This window comes from Tellurirhabdus rosea, from assembly GCF_026278345.1.
Classification (GTDB): domain Bacteria; phylum Bacteroidota; class Bacteroidia; order Cytophagales; family Spirosomataceae; genus Tellurirhabdus; species Tellurirhabdus rosea.
In genome coordinates this window covers 4147353-4166988 of record NZ_CP111085.1, presented here as the reverse complement: position 1 = coordinate 4166988, position 19636 = coordinate 4147353, and the positions used below count along the sequence as shown (strand labels likewise).

Sequence of the window (19636 nt, the reverse complement as noted above, 5' to 3'; positions counted from 1 at the left end):
CTTTCTGTATGGAAATGACCGCTACTCAACCTTTGAAGCCCGGCGTCTCGTTCGACTCCGGGCAAGCCGACATATCGCTCTGGGCACCGCTGGCCGAAGCGGCTGCGCTTTTTCTGCCCGATAAAAACCAGACGCTGGCCCTCCAGCCGGCCGCACCGGGTTACTGGCGGCTGCAAACGTACCAGTTGCAGCCCGGCGACCTCTACTGGTTCGTCCTCAACGGAGAAGCCCGCCGCCCCGACCCCGCTTCGCTTTCGCAGCCCGAAGGCGTGCACGGCCCCTCGCAGGCCCTTGACCTGAAAAATTTTCCGTGGACGGACGAAGGCTGGCGGGGCATCCCGCTGGAAGAGTACATTCTCTACGAACTGCATACGGGTACGTTCACTGACGAAGGCACGTTTGCCGGTATCGAATCCCGGCTTGCGTACCTGAAAGAGCTGGGAATCAACGCCATCGAACTTATGCCCTGTGCGCAGTTTCCCGGCGGCCGCAACTGGGGGTACGACGGGGTCTACCCCTTTGCCGTGCAGGATTCGTACGGCGGAGCGCGGGGCCTTCAGCAGCTGGTAGACGCCTGCCACCGCCAGGGCATCGCCGTGGTGCTGGACGTCGTGCTCAACCACCTCGGTCCCGAAGGCAACTACCTGGGCGAATTCGGACCGGCGTTTACCGACAAATATACCACGCCCTGGGGCCGGGCGCTCAACTTCGACGACGCCTGGTGCGACGGCATGCGGCAGCTTTTCATCGAAAACGTGCTGATGTGGTTCCGGGATTTTCACATTGATGCCCTGCGGCTCGACGCCGTTCACGCCATCAAGGATTTCAGTCCCGACCACCTGCTCCGCGAGATGAAAAGGCGGGTGGACGAGCTTGTTCAGGAAACCGGCCGGCCGTTTTACCTCATTGCCGAATGCGACCTCAACGACACCAAGTTCATTGATCCGCTTCACAAACGGGGCTACGGCATGGATGCCCAGTGGGTCGATGAGTTTCACCATGCCCTGCGGGTCACGGCTACGGGCGAACAGAGCGGTTACTACTCCGATTTCACCGGCATCGCCCATCTGGCCAAGTCGTACCAGGATGCTTTCGTGTATACCGGCGAATTCTCCCCGCACCGGAAAAAGCGGTTTGGCGAACCGCCGGTCCACAATCCGGGCCACCAGTTTGTGGTGTTTTCGCAGAACCACGACCAGATCGGAAACCGCATGCTGGGCGACCGCATCAGCCAGCTGGTGAGCGCCGAAATGCTGAAACTGCTGCCTGCAGCGGTGTTTGTGAGCCCGTTTCTGCCCCTGCTGTTTATGGGCGAAGAATGGGGTGAGACCGCGCCGTTTCTGTACTTCGTCAGTCATACCGACCCCGGGCTGGCCGAGGCCGTCCGCGAAGGCCGCAAACGGGAATTTTCCTATTTTAGCGGGCAGGGCGACCCTCCCGACCCGACCGACGAGGCGACGTTCCGGCAGTCGAAACTGCAATGGAACCTCCGCGGACAGGAGCCGCACCAGACGCTGCTCCGGTATTACCAGGCCCTGATCCGGTTGCGCAGGCAGCATCCGGTCCTGCGCCGACCCGACCGCTCCTGCGTGCAGGTGGGCCACAACGAAGCGCAGCAGACCCTCTGGCTCTTCCGCGAATGCGGCGAGGAACGGGTGCTTTGCCTGATGAATTTTTCAAAAACGCCCCAGTCGGTTCCCGTTCCGGCCCTATCGGAGCCCTGGCGGTTGCTGTTCGACTCCGCCGACCCGCAGTGGAACGGCCCGGCGGCCTCTCCTGCCGTGCTGGAAAACGGCCGCGAGGTCACGCTGCAACCCGAATCGATTCTTATTTACGACCAACGCTATGAATAACCCGGTTTCGACCTACCGCATACAGTTTCACAAAGACTTTACGCTTCAGGATTTTGACCAGATCCTGCCTTATCTCCAGCAACTCGGCGTTCGCACGCTTTACGCTTCGCCTATTTTTGAAGCGCCGCCCGACAGTACGCACGGCTACGACGGCGTCAACCCGCACCGGATCAACCCGGCCATCGGCACGGAGGAACAACTGCTGGCCCTGAGCCGTCGTCTGAAAAAAGCGGGCATGCACTGGTTGCAGGACATTGTGCCCAACCACATGGCCTTCACCCCCGACAATCCCTGGCTGGCCGATGTGCTCGAAAAAGGCCAGTTGTCGCTCTACGCGCCGTTTTTCGACGTCGCCTGGACGAGCCAGCTTTACCACGGACGGCTGATGGTGCCGTTTCTGGGTGCGCCGCTGGAAGAGGTGCTGGACCGGGGCGAACTGAAAGTCGCTTACGCCAATGACCGGCTCGTTCTGAACTACTACGAAACCGCCTGGCCGGTGCACCTGCGTTCGTACGCCACCATCCTTCGGGCCGGAAAAGAGCACATGAACGAAGCCGTCCGGCAGTTTCTGGAGCAGATTTCGCAGCTTCACGACATTGAGGACGCGCCCGCCTACGCCACCCGTTTCGACGAACTGCGCCAGCAGCTTGTCGCCCTGATGAAATCCGACGTTTTCCGGGCGTACGTGGAGACCTGCCTGGATGCGGTCAACAGCACGGCGGAAGGCGTGAAGCAGATCGCCGACGAGCAGATTTACCGGCTCTGTCACTACGTCGAAACCGACCGGCAGATCAACTACCGCCGCTTTTTTACGGTCAACAGCCTCATTTGTCTGAACATACAGGAAGAAACGGTTTTTGCGGAATACCACCGGCTGGTCAAAACCCTGCTCGACGCGGGCGTGTTTCAGGGCCTGCGCATCGACCACATCGACGGCCTCTACGACCCCGGCCAGTACCTCGACCGCCTGCGCGAACTGGCCGGACCGGAGACGTACATCGTCGTGGAAAAAATTCTGGAACCGGGCGAAGACATTCCCAAACGCTGGCCCATTGAGGGCAATACGGGCTACGATTTTCTGTCGGACGTCAACAACCTGTTCACCAACGCCGGGAGCCGGGAAGCCTTCACGCAGTTTTACACCGGCCTGACGGGCGACCAGACGCCCGTTCACGAGCAGATTTACCGGAAAAAGAAATACATTCTGTACCAGCACATGCAGGGCGAACTGGCCAACCTGCATTCGCTTTTTCTGGAACTGGACCTGTCCGGCAATGAACACCGCCCGGAAAGCCAGTCCGGCCCGCTGCGGGAGGCGATCGGCGAGCTGCTGATCCGCTGCCCGGTCTACCGCTTCTACGGCAGCCAATGGCCGCTGGACGAGGCCGAAACGGCCGAACTCCGCGAAATTTTCGGGCATATCCGGAAAGCAAACCCGGAATTGGAAGCGGCCGTGGCTACGCTTGAAACCGCGCTGCTGGAGCCGACGACGGGCGACCCGGCCTCCCGGGAAGGGGTGCTCCGGTTTTACCAGCGACTGATGCAGTTTACGGGTCCGCTGATGGCCAAGGGCGTCGAGGACACGCTGATGTACACCTACAACCGCTTTATCGGGCATAATGAAGTCGGCGATGCTCCCGACGCGTTTGGCATTTCCCCGGCCGAATTTCACCGCCGGATGGTGGCCCGCCGTGAGCACTGGCCCCTGTCGATCAACGGCACGTCGACCCACGACACCAAACGCGGCGAAGATGCCCGCGCCCGCCTCAACGCCCTGACCAGCCTGCCCGACGAATGGTTTTCGCTTGTCCGGCAATGGCAGGAAACCAACGCCGCGCTGAAGCAGGCCGACGGGCCGGACGCCAACGACGAGTACTTCATCTACCAGACACTGACCGGCACCTTTCCGATGCCGGAACAGGCGGGCGAAAACTACGCCGAACGGCTGAGCGAATACCTCCAGAAAGCCCTGCGGGAAGCCAAAGTCCACTCCAACTGGAGCGAACCCAACGAAGCCTACGAGACCGCGGCCAAAGCGTTCGCCACCCGCCTCCTCGATCCGAAGGGCAGCTTCTGGACCTCGTTTGAGCCTTTTTACCGGAAGGTGGCGGACCTCGGCATCATCCATTCCCTGGCGCAGGTCGTTTTGAAATTCACCTGTCCGGGGACGCCGGACGTGTACCAGGGCACCGAACTCTGGGACCTGAGCCTGGTCGATCCGGACAATCGCCGGGCGGTGGCCTACCCGCAGCGGCAGCAGTGGCTGGCAGAACTCGACGCCCGCCGCGACGACCCGCAGGCCCTCCTGTCCGACCTTTGGGAAAACCGCTACGACGGCCGCATCAAACTCTGGCTGACGCACCGCCTGCTGACCGAGCGGGCCAGCCTCGCCGACCTGTTTGCCGAAGGCGAATACCTGCCTCTGGCCGTTGAAGGGCGGCACCGGGACAACCTGCTCGCTTTTGCCCGGAAACACGAATCGGACTGGATTGTCGTGGCTGTGCCGCTCAATCACACCCGCGTGGCGCAGCAGCAGGGCCGGGTCACGCTCGACCTTGACTGGGGCGATACGGAGGTGCTGCTGCCGGAAGGCGCTCCCTCCCGCTGGCAGAACCTGCTCCTCGACACCTCGGGTCAGGCCGGGAATAGGCTGCCTGTTTCGCTCCTGTTCGACGAATTTCCGCTGGCCGTTCTGCGGCTTTCGGAGCCAAAGACCGAGCGTTCGGCGGGTATTCTGCTGAGTATCACGTCGCTGCCCTCCCGCTTCGGAATCGGCGATCTGGGACCGGAAGCCCGGGCTTTTGCGAACTTTCTGCGCAGCAGCGGGCAGACCTACTGGCAGTTGCTGCCGCTCAATCCGACCGTCGCCCAGCAGGGCCATTCGCCGTACAGCGCCATTTCGAGCCGCGCCGGGAACACGCTGCTGATCAGTCCGGAAGAACTGGTTTCGCAGGGGGTGCTAACGGCCGATGACTTAAGCAGACACGAAATTCCAAACGCCGGGAAGGCCGATTTTGCCGCCGCCGGGCAACTCCGCGCCGCCCTGTTCGAAAAGGCGTACCGGACTTTTTCGGAAGGAAATTTTCCGGAGATGAAAAGCCGGTTCGACGCGTTTTGCCGCCAGGAGGCCGACTGGCTGGACGATTTTGCGCTGTACCTGACCCTCCGGCATAGCCAGCAGGAGGCGCCGTGGTACGAGTGGCCGGACGAATACAAACACCGCCGGGCGGAGGCTCTGGCCGCTTTCCGGGACGAAAACCGGGAGGCCATCGCCCGCGAAAAATGGCTTCAGTTTGTTTTTTTCCAGCAATTTGCCGCCCTGAAAACGTACTGTCACCAGCGGGGCATCCGGCTGTTTGGCGACCTGCCATTTTACATCAGCTACGATTCGGTAGACACCTGGGCGCAGCCGGAACTGTTTGCGCTCGACGAGGCCGGCCGGATGACGGGCGTGGCCGGTGTGCCGCCGGATTATTTCAGCGAAACGGGTCAACTGTGGGGCATGCCCGTTTTCCGCTGGGATGTCCTGAAAGAACGCCAATACGACTGGTGGGTGCGCCGCATCGGCAAGAATCTGGAGCTGTACGACCGGCTTCGCCTCGACCATTTCCGGGCGTTTGCCGATTACTGGGAAGTAGCGGGCGGCGAGCCAACCGCCATCAACGGCCAGTGGAAGCCGGGACCCCGCGCCGACCTTTTTCTGGTTTTAGGGGAAAAACTGGGACCGCTGCCGCTGGTGGCCGAAGACCTCGGGGAGATCGACGAGCCGGTTTACGCCCTCCGCGACGAATTCCGGCTGCCCGGCATGAAGGTGCTGCAATTCGGTTTTGGCGACGACACGCCCACCTCAGACCACATTCCGCACCGTTTTTCGGCCAACAGTCTGGTTTACACCGGCACGCACGACAACAACACCACCCGCGGCTGGTTTGAGGAAGACGCCAGTCCGGCGGCGCGGCGCTGGCTGGAACGCTACGTCGGGCATCCGGTCACGGCGGAGACTGTGACCGTCGAACTGGCGCGGATGGCCTACGGCACGGTGGGCCATACGGTCATTCTGCCGATGCAGGACGTGCTGGGTCTGGGCGCGGAAGCCCGCATGAACACGCCCGGTCTGGGTGGCGGAAACTGGCAGTGGCGGCTCCGGCCCGGACAATTAACCAACAGGGAGATCCGCCAGCTTCGGGAGTTGGCGACGGTGTTCGGGCGGCGGAACTAACGCCCCGCCGTCGGCGGTTGTCTAACCTCATGGCATACTTTTTGTCCTTTCAGAAGCGACCGTTTTTCGCCCTGAAAGGACAAATTATTCCATTTACTCACTGTAGACATGCAGGCAACCAACGAACTAAGCCGGCTGACGGCCCTCCGTCAGTATGGCCTTCTTGATTCCCTTCCCGAAAAAGATTACGACCGCCTTACGTTTCTCGCATCCCAGATTTGCCAGACACCGGTAGCTTCCGTTAGTCTGGTGGACGAAGACCGTGTGTGGTTCAAATCCGTGCAGGGCATCGAAATCCGGGAAGTTTCGCGCAATGGCGCGTACTGCTCCTACGCGATTATGCAACCCAATGAACTGATGATCGTGCCGGATGCCACGCAGGACCGCCGGTTCGACGCCAACGTGGCCCGCGACGCCTTTCCTTTTTACGCCGGTATACCGCTCACCGATTCGGAAGGGTACGCGCTGGGAGCGCTGTGTGTGTTCGACAGCCAGCCGCGCACGCTTACGCACGAACAGCAGGAAGCCCTCCGGGCGCTGGGGCATCAGGTAGAACGTCTCATTGAGCTGCGGCGGACCCATGCCGACCTGGCCCACGCCCGGCAAAAGGCTGAAGAACGGGCTCAGGAAAACAGCCGCCTGCTCGCCACCCTCAGCCACGAACTTCGCAACCCCGTTCACGCGATGGCGGGGCTGGCCCAGCAGCTCATCGAAGACTCGCCGCGGCCCGACCAGACGCCTACGCTGGTCACTCTCCAGACAGCCGGGAAAAACCTGATCGCGCTGACGACCTGCATTCTGGATTACGGCAAACTGAAAGCCGGACGAATTCAACTGGATGCGCACCCCTTTTCGCTTCTGTCCTGGCTGACCCACGGCATCCAGCTTCACGCCTCCAGGGCCAGCAGCAAAAATCTGACGCTGAAGCTCGAAACCGAACGGGGCATTCCCGATTCCGTACTGGGCGACCATACCCGTCTGACCCAGGTTCTGAACAATCTGATCAGCAACGCCCTGAAATTTACTCCCGCCGGCGAGGTGGTGGTACGCATGCGGCAGCTTCGCACCTCGTCTACCCACGTCACGCTGCAGATCGAAGTGGAAGATACCGGCATCGGCATTCCCGAAGATGCGCTCAATACGCTTTTCAACGAATACACCCAGGTAGGCAACTCGTCGAAGGGGCACGAAGGCACGGGGCTGGGCCTGTCGATCACGTTTCAGCTGCTGAGGCTGATGGGCAGCAGTCTGGAAGTCCGCAGTGAGGTTGGCCGGGGCAGTACGTTCTGGTTTACGCTTTATCTGCCCATCGCGCCGCCCGCGCTTCCCGAAATCACCGCCGAGTCGCTGGCGTCTTCGTGGGAAAATGTTTCGGTTCTGGCCGTGGACGACAATTCGATGAATACGACGCTTCTGTCGGCTACGCTGAAGGCTATGGGCTTCCGGGTGACCGTTCTGAACGTCCCGGAAGAAGCCCTGGAACTGGCAAAAGTCCAGCCGTTTGACCTCGTTCTGCTCGATCTGCACATGCCGGGCCTGAGCGGCTACGCGCTGGCGAAGGAACTGGCCCTTTTGCAGCCCGGCGTACCGATGATTGCGCTTTCGGCGGACGGCTGCCCCGATACGCTCGAACTGGTGGAGGCCGCCGGTTTTCGGGCGTTTCTGACCAAGCCTTACCGCCGAGCGCAGTTAAAAAGCCTTTTTGATACTATCTTATTGCCGAAATGATTTCCTCTCCTTCCCCAAAACGGGCTCAACCTATCCAAAAACCATTTTTTCACCCCCAGTTCTGGGCCCTTTCGGTCGGCTGGCTGACGCTGATTCTGCTCGTCCGGCTGGGCGAACTGCTCTGGCTGGCCGTCTGGCAATCCGGAGCTACGCTGAACGCCCCGCTGATCGGCCAGGCGCTGATGTACGATGCGCGGTACTTCTGGCAGACCAGTGCCGGGCTGTTTGTGCTGTTCACCGGATTTTCGGTTGTCTCGCTCCGGGCGGCGCGGCGGGCCTATCTGACCGCCTGCGTGCTGCTGACGCTGGCGCACCTGGGTCTGGTGGTCTATTTTTCCAAAACCTCGGTTCTGCTCGGGGCCGACCTGTACGGCTACGACGCGGCCGAAATCCGGCAGACGGTCGGGTCAGAAGGGGGCCTGAGCTGGCTGATTCTGCTGGCGCTGGTCGTGGCGGTCGCCGGGGTCACGGCTGCACTCCGGCTGGCTCCGCGCTTCGTCGGTGCGCCCGGAAGAAGTTCTGTAGCCGGTCTGGTGGGCGTCGCTTTCCTGTCGCTGCTGCTGCCGCCCAACAGCTTTGTCCACGCCCCGGAATTTGCCAACGACTACGCCAATTCGCTGAGCGACAACAAATCGCTCCATTTTCTGACGGCCAGCCTTGACCATTTTGGCCGGGAGGCCGACGGCGGGCCGGACATCTACGCCGATTCGTACATTGCGGGCAGCGGCCCGGCAACGGCGGCCGAAGAACTGCGGCTGGCGACCTACCTCGACGAGCAGCAGTACCCGTTTCTGCACCGCGATGAAACGCCCGACGTGCTGAGTCCGTTCTTTCAGGCGGGTGCGGCCAAACCCAACGTGGTCCTGATTGTGGTGGAAGGTCTGGGCCGGGCGTTTTCGGGCGAGGACGCCTATCTGGGGTCGTTCACGCCGTTTCTGGACTCGCTGGCGCAGAAAAGTCTGTACTGGAACAACTTCCTGAGCCAGGGCGGCCGGACGTTTGCGGCCCTGCCGTCGCTGCTGGGTTCGCTGCCGTTTGCCCAGCACGGCTTTGCCGACCTCGGCCCGCGGATGCCCGAACACCTGTCGCTGACGGGTGTGCTCAAACGCAACGGCTACCGGACGGCCTTTTACTACGGCGGCAATTCTTCCTTCGACAACATGAATCCGTTTCTGCGGAAAGAGGGCATCGACCGCATTGCCGACGAGGCTTCGTTTAGTCCGGCCTACCGCAAGATGCCTGCGGCCAACGGCTTTAGCTGGGGCTACGGCGACAAAGACTTGTTTGATTTCTTTCTTGCACAAAATAATCCCGCCGACGCGACGCCCAAACTTCAGGTTCTGCTGACGGTTTCGACGCACAGTCCGTTCCGGTACGAAGGACACGAACGGTTTGAGCAACGTTTTGAACAGCGCCTGAACGAGCTTTCGCTTTCGGCCGACGAAAAAGCCGCCCGCCGCGAATACAGGGACGAACTGGCGTCGGTGATGTACCTCGACGACGCGCTGCGGCAGTTGATGGACCGCTATCGCCAGCGCCCGGATTTTGCCCGGACGGTGTTCCTCATTACGGGCGACCACCGGATGCCCGAAATTCCGATGGTCAGCAAGGTGGACCGCTACCACGTACCGCTGCTAGTGTATTCGCCGCTGCTGAAACAGTCCGCGCGGTTCCGCTCCGTGTCGGGGCACTACGACGTCGCGCCGTCTCTGCTGGCGCTGCTCAGAACGCAGTATGGCCTTCGCACGCCTTCCGTCGCCAGTTGGGTCGGGACGGGTCTGGACACCACGCGCGCGTTCCGGAACGTGCACGCCTACCCGATGATGATGACGAAAGTGGAGATGGTCGATTACGTGATGGGCCGTTACCTGCTCAACGAGCAGAGCCTCTACCGGCTCAGCGACAACCTGCAGATGGAACCTGTCAACGACGAAGCCGCGAAAAGCCGCCTCGAAAATGCCTTTGCCCGCTTCAAACAGCAGAACGCCCGGATTGGAGCCGGCACCAGAATGCTGCCCGATTCGGTGCGGTAGAACTTCCCGGAAGGCAGCGGCCTTCACTCGATTTGGAAAACAAAAAGGGAGCGATGAGCGAATTCCAGTGCCGGATTCACTCGCCGCTCCCCTTTTTATTTTGTCATAAAAATTGTCAGAAAAGTAAAGCCAACGCGTTCCAAAAAAATAACCCGCCGTTTCAACGGTGGCCTCGAACTACCGGCTCCCCTGCGCCGCCCAACCGTTTCAACGGTTTAAGCATCTGGAGTAAACCGTTGAAACGGTTCAGGCAGTAACCGGAGGTACCGGGATCGATGACCCGCCGTTGAAACGGTGGGCTGGTTTGCCGGAAACATGAGAAAATAGGCATCCCCGCCCCCAAAAACACCCCGCCGTTTCAACGGTGGGTTCGCAATACCGGTTTCCTGCGCCGCCCCAACCGTTTCAACGGTTTAAACATCCGGGCGCGGCGGGCTGGTGTCAGGGCCGGGTGGTCGGCTTCTTCGTCCGGTCGTAATACTCTTCCAGAATTTTGGTCGTCATCGGCCGGTAGACGCGCCAGAAAAACCCTTCGCGCTGGGCCAGATTTTCCGCCCAGTAGAACACCGGACCCAGCAACTCCACGCCCCGGAAGTACGACGAAAGCATGCTTACCGGATTGTCGCAGAAATCCCCGGCGAAGTAATAGAACTCATAATCCGCGCCTTTGTGCATCAAGATGGCCGGAAACCGGCTCGGAATGCCGTGGCGGGCCAGTTCGCGCTGTCCGGCGGCGTTGGCGTACACTTCGTGCGTGGCCACCTCGCGGTTGACGGCCGGATTGTTTTCGAGCACATCAAACCAGTACGAATACGGCAGGCGCTTCGGCAGGTCGAAATACTGCTGTCCGAATTCCGACGACACCATGTACGGCACTTCCCGCTGCAGGTGCGTTTCGTTTTCGAGCACCACTACCTCGTCGCGCTCGGACACAAACGCGACGCCGGACTTGGTGAACGGCCACTGCCCGTTATGCTGGCGGCGGTAGTTGCGCACCAGCCACCGCGGCAGTTCCTCGTTGACGGTGGTGTCCAGTGAATCGAAGTAGCGGCCGATCCAGCCCGTCCACCGAAGTCCGAAGGCGGCCTCAAACTCCTGGCGCACCCCGGGATTGGTCGGCGAATTGATGTCGTTGAATTCGGCCAGAATGAGCTTGTGGCGGGCTTTCATCCGCTTCAGAAACATGACGTCCTTCCGACTCATGCCGCCGTAGAGAATGCCCGAACGCTCGGTCTGCTGCTCGCCGCTGTACCATTCGTTGCGGTAAATGCCGTACGTGTCCGTGTAATACACCAGATCGGCATCCTGACTCAGTTGCTCCAGTTCGCCATCCGAAAACCGTTCGAGTCCTTTCAGACTGTACTTTTTATCCCGTTCCGGAAAAAATCCGAAGTAATCCCGGCTGCTCCGGTAGGGCTGCGTCCGGGTTTTGGTAAACCGCTGGTGGTTCAGCAGCCATGTCAGCGAGATGTGCTCCTGCCCCGATTTTTCGAGCACCGTTTTGTCCACAATGGCCGCCACCAGCGTACGTTTCGGCAACAGCCACCACCCCAGCCACATCCAGAGCGGGGTAAGCAGGAAGAAAAGGAAGATGTAACGTTTCTTCATGTTGAGTGAAAGAGTGATTGAGCGATTGAGTGGGCGCCCACTCGGAGAGGTCACTCAATAAAATTAAAATCGTTTCTTATACCCCACGCCGACACCCCACTGGCTGCCGCGGGGGCGGTTGGCCTGTTCTTCGCCGTACCAGGAGGCCGTCAGGGACAGCACGTCGCGGCTGGTCAGGCCCTTGCGGAATTCGGCGCTGGCGCGCTGGGAAAGCAGATTCTGGCGGGTTTCGCCCAGCAGCACGTTGCGGGTTTCGTCCGGCGAAAGGCCCGTGCCGCCGCTGAGGCCGAGGTAGTCGTCCGCCCCGCCGTAGTAATAGCGCACCGTGCCGATGAAGGTTTTCGACAGCGCGTGGTCGCCCGGAATCAGGTACGTCCGCAGGTTGATCCAGAAGCTGGAGACGTACTTGCCCGCCGAGGCCGTGTAAATCCAGGTCGGACTGCTGAATTTCAGGTAGCGAGCCCCCACTTCCGCCTCGAAGCTGCGCGGCAGGTTAGCGTACAGCGAAGCCCCGGCCCGGAAACGCGGAAAAATCGGCTCGTCGCCCGACAATCCGACGCTTACGTAGGCGTAAAACGTCGGGCTGAGGCGCGGATACGCGTCCAGTTCGGCCTGAAAACCCGTGCCGCTGAAACGGTTGGCGTAGTTGACGCGGGCGGCCAGCGAACCCAGTCGGGTCGTGCGGCCGTAGGTCAGGCTGGCCACCTGCCAGGGTGCCTTGTGTAGGGCGTCGTTGTAGTTTTTGTCAAAATACAGGTAGTCGTAGCTGAGTGCCACGGAGTTCTGGCTGGCATTTGCCTTGATGCGTTCCACCAGCGAACGGGCGTCCGCATTGGCCGGAGCCGCCTTCAGCACGGCCAGCGCCAGGGCGTAGGCTTCGGAATATTGCCGCAGTTCGTCGAGCACCCGGACTTTCTTCAGGCGAATCTCCACGTCGTCGGTGTAGAACTGCAAAGCCGTGTTGGCGTGGGTCAGGGCCTGAACCGGGCGGTCGTTCCAGTAATTGAGGTCGATCAGCCCGACCAGCGCCTCGCGGTTCTGCGGCTGCCCTTTCAAAACCGTCGTAAACTGCTCGTTCGCCTCCGCCACCTTTTTTTCCCAGGTGTAAAGGCGTCCCAGAAAATTGCGGATATCGGCGTAGTTCGGGCTTTGCGTCAGGGCCTGCTGGCAGAGGGCTTTGGCCTTCTCGTAGTCCTTGCGGTCGAAAGCGGCCTCGCGGGCCTGCCGGAACAGTTCGTCGGAATCCACCGACTGCGCCCGGACGGTCCGGACGCCGGACAGCATCAGCAGGCAGAAAAACAGGAAATAACGGAGGGTATGCATAAAATACGCGGTACGGGATGGTCTTGCTTGTCGTCAGGCGGCCGGTTTGCTCAGCCCCTGCCGGGTCATGGTGCCCCAGCCTTTTTTGCCCCGGAAATAATCGATATTGCCCCGGATGCTGCTGTAGACGATAAACGGATGGTAAAAAATCGGTTCGGTCAGCGCCAGCAGCACCAGCCGGACCAGGTCGTTGAAGCGCCGGTATTGCAGATACGTTTTCTGGTCGGTCCAGATGGCCAGACTCGACAGAAAGACGGAAAACGCGTACACGGCGCCGACCAGCAGGAAAAAGAAGGTGTAATTGATTTTGCCGAAGGCGATCAGGTACACCGTAAACGCCAGTCCGGCCGTTTCGATGACCGGCGCGAGCCATTCGTAGAAGAACCAGTACGGCATACTGAGCATGCCCGTCACGTGGTAATTCGGGTTGAAAAACATCCGGCGGTGGAACTTCAGCGAGTCCATCAGGCCGCGGGTCCAGCGGTTGCGCTGCCGACCGAGGATCTGCCATTTGGAAGGTCCTTCGGTCCAGCAGAGCGGGTCGGGAATGTAGCGGACCGCGTACGGCTCGCGGCGTTCTTCCATCATCCGCCGCATCCGCATCACCAGTTCCATGTCTTCGCCCACCGTCTCGTGGGAATAGCCGCCCGCTTCGATGACCGTTTCTTTTTCAAAAATGCCCAGCGCCCCCGACACCAGCAGCAGTCCGTTGGCTTTGGCCCAGGCGACCCGGCTCAGCAGAAACGCCCGCATGTATTCCAGCACCTGCGCCCCGACGATGAACGAGCGCGGCATCCGGACCTTCAGCAGCCGGCCGTTGCTGATTTCGCAGTCGTTGGCCAGGCGAATGACGCCGCCGATGGCAATTACCCGCTGGTCGGTTTCCTGCAAAAACGGCTTGATCATGCGCAGCAACGCGTCCCGCTCCAGCACGCAGTCCACGTCGATGCAGGCGATCAGCCGCCCGGTGCAGACGTTGATTCCGGCGTTGAGCGCATCGGACTTCCCGCCGTTCATTTTGTCCACTACCGTCAGGTGCGATACGGCCCGGTCGCGGGATTTGTAAATGCCCCGGATGGGTTTGCAGGGCACTTTCTCCAGAACGGCAACCGGTTTTTTTTCCAGATTATAGCCTTCCAGAAGGCGCTGCAAGGTTTCGTCCTTACTGCCGTCGTTCACAATGACGACTTCAAAATCAGAATATTCCAGCGAAAGGAGCGACTTCGCATTGTCCACGATGTTCAGCGCTTCGTTGTAGGCGGGTGCAATGATGGAGATTTTGGGCGCCAGCGGCGAGGTCAGAATCTGCCGGTAATCAATAAACGACGACTCGGCGACGTGGTTCCGGATGCTCCGGTACGAAACGACAGCCGAGGCGAGGTAGATTCCCATCAGCATGAGGGCGTAAAACAGAAACACAAAGGTTGTCCAGTCGTAAACAAGCGTCAGCAGCATCATGATACGGATGGGGTTAAAGCGTTGTCTGCGTGCGTTGCGCCGGTCAGCCGGAGGAGTTCTTCTTCCGCCATGAAGTTTTCCCGCAGGGCGTGCAGGGCCGTATGCCGCACGGCATCGTCGGCATGAACGGCGTAGGCCATCAGCAGCGGCACTACTTCTTCGTCGCTGAGGCGTCCCAGCAGGCGCAGCGTCCGCAGCAGGCATTCGCCCACGGCCGATTCCACGTACGCCAGCAGCGGCTCGACCACCTCCGGCGAACCCAGGTATTCGAAGGCGTCCAGAATGGCGCCCTGCACGCGCTCGTCGGGGTTGCCCAGCAGGTCGCCGAGTTCCACAATCTTGTCGAGGCGATTGAAATAACGGCACAGCCGCACGCCAAAGAGCACCCAATCGGCCTCGGAGGAGCGCAGCCAGTTTTCAAACGGCGGCAGTTCGGTCAGTTCGAGGGCGCGAAAGCGTTCCAGCAGCAGCAGTTGCTCCCAGTCCGACAGCCGCTGCCCGCTGTGTTCGACGCGCTGAAGGCCGGAGAAGTCCCCAAAGGCCGCCAGGGCCGAGATCAGTTCAATGCGCAGCATCATTTCCTGCGTGTTCAGTTTGGACCAGATCACCGGGATGGATTCGTGAATCTGCATCTGGCTGAGCACGCGGGCGGCGTAGGCCTGCCGGTGCCAGACGCCCTGCCGCAGCGTTTTGAGGCAGTAGCGGTCCAGACCCAGACTCCGGAACAGAAGCTGAAGCGGCTCCTGGGATTCGCCCCGGAGCAGTTTGCTGGTTGAATAAAGAATGTCGGTCACCACCCGGCGGTTGAGCCGGCTCTGGACGACAAACCGGTGAAAATGCCGGGACAACGCCTCGTCGTCCATATCCCCCGACATCCAGGCGGCAATGGCGTCTTCGGCGAGCTCGCGGAGTTTGGCTTCCCGCCTCTGTTCCCGTTCCCGCCGCCGCATCAGCACCAGGACGTTGACCAGCAGGCCCGCGCCGCCCAGCAGAAAACTGCCGATCAGGAGCAGCAGCAGAGCCTGTAGCCGTGCCGGTCCGTCAGACCATTCCCACCATTCGGTCAGTAATTGAATCATGAACGCTGCAAGGAGTGTATAAGACAGAAAAGCCCGGGGCTTATTTTTTCAGGTGGCGGCGAACCCGCGTCATTAGTTCGTTGGGGCTGAAAGGCTTCACGGTATAGTCATCGGCGCCGAGGCTGAACGCTTTCAGCACGCTCGGCTCCTGTCCGGAAGCCGACAGGATAATCACCGGAATATCGGACATCGACCGCTTCACATATTCCAGAACTTCGAGGCCGTTGTGGTACGGCATCATCAGGTCGGTGATGACCATATCCGGAACGTTGTTCTTCAGACATTCGAGGGCTTCCTTGCCGTCGGCGGCCTGAAGCACGTTAAAACCTTCTTTCTGCAACCGATACGACAACATTTTGCGAACCAGCGGTTCGTCTTCGGCGATAAGAATGGTAGCGGTGGTGGGTGTATTAGTCAACATTCAACGTATGTGTAAGAGATTGTTTTCAGACATTTGACAACTCAATCATTGGGCGCAGCAACCGGGGTTAATTCCCCGCGCTCCACCATTTTTTCGAGCTGGCTGACGCCCCGGCCGACGGCATCGAACAGGCGGTCAAGCTCCGTCCGGGCCCGTTCGGGGTCGAAAGGCTGGCTGTATTCCAGTTCCTTGAGCTGTTCGGCGGTGCCGAGCATGGCCAGGGAGTTCAGCGACGACCGGTATTTGTGGGCCACGCCCCGGAACGCTTCGTAGTCCGCCGAGTTCACCGCCTCGAAGAAGCGGGTCCGGTAGGCTTCCTGCTCCTGCCGGAAGGTGTCCAGCAGAATGTCGAGCAGCGCCACGTCGCCATCGGTCATTTCCAGCAGATATTCGCAGTTGATCAGGCTCTCCGCCTCGCCGGATACCGGCATTTCGGAAACCGGCGTCACCGGGACCGGGGCAGCTTCCGTTTCGGCCGCGCCCCCCTCCGGCCGCTCCACGGCGACCGGCGCGTACCGGTGCAGCAGGTCGTCGAGCTGGGTCAGCCGAATGGGCTTGATGATGTATTCGTTCATCCCGACGGCCATCGCCCGTTCCCGTTCGGCGGCCATCGCGTAGGCGGTCAGGGCAATGACGGGCGTGTCGTGGTGCAGTTCCTTGCGGATGAGTTCGGTGGCCGTATAGCCGTCCATTTCCGGCATCTGGATGTCCATAAAAATGAGGTCCGACCGGGATTTGGTCAGAAAGTTCAGCGCCTCCACGCCGTTGCAGGCAATGACGGGCCGGATGTTGTAGCGGCGCAGAAACCCTTCCAGTACCTTCTGATTCAGGGCGTTATCCTCTACCACCAGTACGCGGATGTTTGACAGGCTTTCTTTTTCCTCGGGCCTCGCTTCGGCAACGGCCGCACTCGGCAGCACTTTGAATGTGAGGTGGACCCGGAAGGTCGTGCCCTTGCCGGCCGCGCTTTCTACCCGGATGGTGCCGCCCATTTTCTGCACAATGCTGCGGGCGATATTGAGGCCCAGCCCCGTGCCCGCCGGGCGGTACAGCGTGTCGCTGCCGATGGGCGTGTACCGGTCGAAAATCCGGGAAAGCTCATCCGGCGCAATGCCGTTACCCGTATCGCTGATGACGAACTCGACCCCCGCCTCGGCGGCCGGTCCGGTATGCGTCGTACGCACGGCCAGCCGGATTTCGCCTTCTTTGGTAAACCGGACCGCGTTGTTACAGATATTGAGCAGGACCTGCGACAACCGGCCGGCGTCGGTCAGGACCGTGTGGGGCAGATCGTCGGCCAGCACCAGGCGGAAAGCCAGGTTTTTCTGCTCGGCCCGGGGCACCATGATCCGCTGGATAGCGTTCACGAGGTCGGCCAGCCGGGTCGACGACAGGTCCAGCGTGAGCCGTTCGGCTTCAATTTCCGAGATGTCGATGAGGTCGTTCAGGGTAGCCAGCAGGCTCAGGCCGGACTCCTGGATGGCGTCCACGGATTCGCGGTGCCGGGGGTCGGCGATTTCTTCCAGCAGCAGGCTCGAAAGGCCGATGATTGCGTTCAGCGGAGTCCGGATGTCGTGGCTCATGTTGGCCAGATGCAGCTCCATTTGCCGGATTGTCTGTTCGGCCGCCTGCTGGGCTTCGGCCCGCTCGTCCCGCTCGGCTCTGATTTGCAGCGTTTTCTTTTCCCGACGGGTGTTGTAGGCAAAAAAAGCGAGGGCCAGCAACCCGATCAGCACCAGGGCCATCGCGTCGATGGCCGCCGCCAGCCGCTTCAGGGTGTAAAGGTTGGGAAGCAGGTCCGGACGGCTGTCGGCCAGTTCGGCCAGCAGAAAACTGTAAAGATCCTGTACGTAAAAAAACCGGCTAATGATGATCACCGCGATTCCGGCGAATACGACATAAAGCAGGTAAAGAATGGTGCGACTCTGTAATTTCTGTTTCATGAACCGGCAGGCGAACGTGGGATAGCTCAGCGTTCAGCCTCTCGTTTTTGTCTGTTAACAACGGTCGCAAATACAATACCAATTTGGTAGAAAACATAAAAATAAGCGGTGTAACGCTTAGAAGGCTTCCAATTGTGATTGACAAATATTAATTTTATTGTCTTTTAAATCAAGCGTTATTTTGTATGTAGTACCAAAAACTTTGTCTTAATTCGGTCTACCGAAGAAACTTATTCCGTTTTGAAAAAAATCAACAGCGCCTTTCTTTCTACGCTGCTTTCCGGCTTGCTGCTGCTGCCGGGCTGTCGGGAAAACGGTTTCCAGCAGGCAGCCCTCCCCCACGATGCCGGGCGTCTGGCCACCCGGTCGGCGATCAGTCCGTGCGAAGTCCCGTTCAACGAATCGGCCCTGCTGCGCGAAGGCTGGACCAAGACCTTCGAAGACGAGTTCAGCCGCGACCTGAGCCGCTGGAACCTCTGGACGGGCGGAGCCTACAACGAAGAACTGCAGCATTACCAGCCGTCCAATCTGGTGCTCAGCAACGGCATCCTGTCGATTGTGGCCAAACGGGAGACGGTGGTAGGCCGGACCCGCCCGAACCTTCCGGAGCCCAAAACGTTCCGGTTCACCTCCGGACGGATCGAGTCCAAAACGGCTTTTGCGCCCGGCGGCCGGGTCAAAGAGCTTCGGATTTCGGCCCGCATCAAATGCCCGGGCGGCTACGGCATGTGGCCCGCTTTCTGGGCTTACGGCGACCCCTGGCCGACCAAAGGCGAAATCGACATCCTGGAAATGCGCGGCAACGAGCCCCTGAAATACACGACCAACTACGCCTACGGACCCCGTGCCGGTGAGAACCAGGCCCCCGACGCCACGGCCGTCATCCAGCCCGGCGTCAGCCTGACCGACTGCTGGCATACGTTTGAACTCATCCGCGCCCGCAAAACCCTGACGTTTCTGTTCGACGGCCGGGTGGTGGACGTAAAGCAGGGTCGGATGGTGGAAGAACTCTATACCAAACCGGAGAATATCGTGCTGAATCTGGCCATCGGCGGGACGTTCTTTGGGCACCCCTCCCCCGACCAGATTGTGCCGGGAACGATGCAGGTGGACTGGGTAAAGGTTTTTACCAAATAATATCGGAACGACAAACGGGGTAAAACGCGGAAGAGACAACTTATTTCGTTGTAATTTGGTAGTATAGCTAACCGCTGAATACAACGATGGCAGTAACCATGAAACGCAATCCGCTCTTTTTAACCTTTCTGCTGATTACTGGCGTTCTGGCCGGCTGCACTTCCTCTTCCGAGAAGGAACAGGCCAGCCAGACCCGTAGCGCCACCCAGACTCCGGCCCAGACACCCGCCGACTCCAACCGTCAGAAAACCATTCTGTTCTTTGGCAACAGCCTGACGGCGGGCTACGGCGTGGACCCCGCCGAAGCGTTTCCCGGCCGCATCGGCCAACGCCTCGACTCGCTAAAATTGAACTATCGCGTCATTAACGCCGGTGTCAGCGGCGAAACCACGGCGGGCGGACGCAGCCGGGTGGGCTGGACCCTGCGGCAGCCGGTCGATATTTTTGTGCTCGAACTGGGCGGCAACGACGGCCTGCGCGGCCTGCCGCTGGCGGCCACCCGCCAGAACCTCCAGGCCATCATCGATACCGTCCGGGCGCGAAGCCCGCAGGCGCAGATCGTGCTGGCCGGGATGCAGATTCCGCCCAATATGGGACCCGACTACACCTCGGAATTCCGGCAGATTTATCCCGAACTGGCGAAAAAGAACAACCTGACGCTGATTCCGTTCCTGCTCGAAGGCGTCGGCGGCATTCCCCGCCTGAACCAGCCCGACGGCATCCACCCCACCCCGGAAGGGCACAAGTTGGTGGCCGAAACCGTCTGGAAAACGCTGGAATCACTGGTGCGGGCCCAGGGCGTGTAGGCGTCAACTCTGGCCTTTTGGCCCGGTT

At 60.4% G+C, this 19636-nt stretch carries 12 protein-coding genes; 6 read left to right on the top strand and 6 right to left on the bottom strand.

The features are described from left to right. The first annotated feature begins 14 nt into the window (after positions 1 to 14). The 4 genes from treZ (at position 15) to ORG26_RS17615 (ending at position 9833) form a co-directional block, all read left to right on the top strand. On the top strand, positions 15 to 1853 hold the full coding sequence (gene treZ / locus ORG26_RS17630; protein WP_266364074.1) for a malto-oligosyltrehalose trehalohydrolase: 1839 nt from the start codon (positions 15 to 17) through the stop codon (positions 1851 to 1853). Further along, positions 1846 to 6072, top strand: coding sequence for a malto-oligosyltrehalose synthase (gene treY, locus ORG26_RS17625; RefSeq protein WP_266364072.1), 4227 nt, complete (start codon positions 1846 to 1848; stop codon positions 6070 to 6072). Before treZ ends, treY begins: the two co-directional genes overlap by 8 nt. 108 nt (positions 6073 to 6180) lie before the next feature. Further along, complete coding sequence (locus tag ORG26_RS17620; protein ID WP_266364070.1) at positions 6181 to 7800, top strand: ATP-binding response regulator; 1620 nt, start codon at positions 6181 to 6183, stop codon at positions 7798 to 7800. Continuing rightward, positions 7797 to 9833 (top strand): LTA synthase family protein, encoded by a 2037-nt coding sequence (locus ORG26_RS17615; RefSeq protein WP_266364068.1) that lies wholly within the window; start codon positions 7797 to 7799, stop codon positions 9831 to 9833. The genes ORG26_RS17620 and ORG26_RS17615 overlap by 4 nt, the downstream gene beginning before the upstream one ends. A 441-nt stretch (positions 9834 to 10274) precedes the next feature. Here the strand turns inward: ORG26_RS17615 and ORG26_RS17610 are convergent, their stop codons facing one another. The 6 genes from ORG26_RS17610 to ORG26_RS17585 form a co-directional block, all read right to left on the bottom strand. Then, entirely contained in the window at positions 10275 to 11441 is a 1167-nt protein-coding gene (locus ORG26_RS17610; protein WP_266364067.1) for a hypothetical protein, read from the bottom strand. Between the two features lie 63 nt (positions 11442 to 11504). Then, positions 11505 to 12764, bottom strand: a complete 1260-nt coding sequence (locus tag ORG26_RS17605; protein ID WP_266364065.1) for a YaiO family outer membrane beta-barrel protein — start codon at positions 12762 to 12764, stop codon at positions 11505 to 11507. 33 nt (positions 12765 to 12797) lie between these two features. After that, positions 12798 to 14222: a glycosyltransferase family 2 protein gene (locus tag ORG26_RS17600; protein WP_266364064.1), complete on the bottom strand. Its 1425-nt coding sequence runs from the start codon at positions 14220 to 14222 to the stop codon at positions 12798 to 12800. Further along, positions 14219 to 15301, bottom strand: coding sequence for a HEAT repeat domain-containing protein (locus ORG26_RS17595; protein ID WP_266364062.1), 1083 nt, complete (start codon positions 15299 to 15301; stop codon positions 14219 to 14221). Before ORG26_RS17595 ends, ORG26_RS17600 begins: the two co-directional genes overlap by 4 nt. A 40-nt stretch (positions 15302 to 15341) precedes the next feature. Next, entirely contained in the window at positions 15342 to 15722 is a 381-nt protein-coding gene (locus ORG26_RS17590; protein ID WP_266364060.1) for a response regulator transcription factor, read from the bottom strand. Between the two features lie 41 nt (positions 15723 to 15763). Continuing rightward, positions 15764 to 17665, bottom strand: coding sequence for an ATP-binding protein (locus ORG26_RS17585; RefSeq protein WP_266364058.1), 1902 nt, complete (start codon positions 17663 to 17665; stop codon positions 15764 to 15766). Positions 17666 to 17905: 240 nt separating this feature from the next. Between ORG26_RS17585 and ORG26_RS17580 the strand changes: the two genes are divergently transcribed. Beyond that, on the top strand, positions 17906 to 18802 hold the full coding sequence (locus ORG26_RS17580; protein WP_266364056.1) for a glycoside hydrolase family 16 protein: 897 nt from the start codon (positions 17906 to 17908) through the stop codon (positions 18800 to 18802). Between the two features lie 98 nt (positions 18803 to 18900). Next, positions 18901 to 19608, top strand: a complete 708-nt coding sequence (locus tag ORG26_RS17575) for an arylesterase (protein WP_266364054.1) — start codon at positions 18901 to 18903, stop codon at positions 19606 to 19608. The last annotated feature ends 28 nt before the right edge of the window (positions 19609 to 19636 follow it).

What these genes read in the sequence shown, in the direction of transcription:
- treZ (WP_266364074.1), top strand. Translation starts at nt 15, where the DNA reads ATGACCGCTACTCAACCTTTGAAGCCCGGCGTCTCGTTCGACTCCGGG.
- treY (WP_266364072.1), top strand. Translation starts at nt 1,846, where the DNA reads ATGAATAACCCGGTTTCGACCTACCGCATACAGTTTCACAAAGACTTT.
- ORG26_RS17620 (WP_266364070.1), top strand. Translation starts at nt 6,181, where the DNA reads ATGCAGGCAACCAACGAACTAAGCCGGCTGACGGCCCTCCGTCAGTAT.
- ORG26_RS17615 (WP_266364068.1), top strand. Translation starts at nt 7,797, where the DNA reads ATGATTTCCTCTCCTTCCCCAAAACGGGCTCAACCTATCCAAAAACCA.
- ORG26_RS17610 (WP_266364067.1), bottom strand. Translation starts at nt 11,441, where the DNA reads ATGAAGAAACGTTACATCTTCCTTTTCTTCCTGCTTACCCCGCTCTGG.
- ORG26_RS17605 (WP_266364065.1), bottom strand. Translation starts at nt 12,764, where the DNA reads ATGCATACCCTCCGTTATTTCCTGTTTTTCTGCCTGCTGATGCTGTCC.
- ORG26_RS17600 (WP_266364064.1), bottom strand. Translation starts at nt 14,222, where the DNA reads ATGATGCTGCTGACGCTTGTTTACGACTGGACAACCTTTGTGTTTCTG.
- ORG26_RS17595 (WP_266364062.1), bottom strand. Translation starts at nt 15,301, where the DNA reads ATGATTCAATTACTGACCGAATGGTGGGAATGGTCTGACGGACCGGCA.
- ORG26_RS17590 (WP_266364060.1), bottom strand. Translation starts at nt 15,722, where the DNA reads ATGTTGACTAATACACCCACCACCGCTACCATTCTTATCGCCGAAGAC.
- ORG26_RS17585 (WP_266364058.1), bottom strand. Translation starts at nt 17,665, where the DNA reads ATGAAACAGAAATTACAGAGTCGCACCATTCTTTACCTGCTTTATGTC.
- ORG26_RS17575 (WP_266364054.1), top strand. Translation starts at nt 18,901, where the DNA reads ATGAAACGCAATCCGCTCTTTTTAACCTTTCTGCTGATTACTGGCGTT.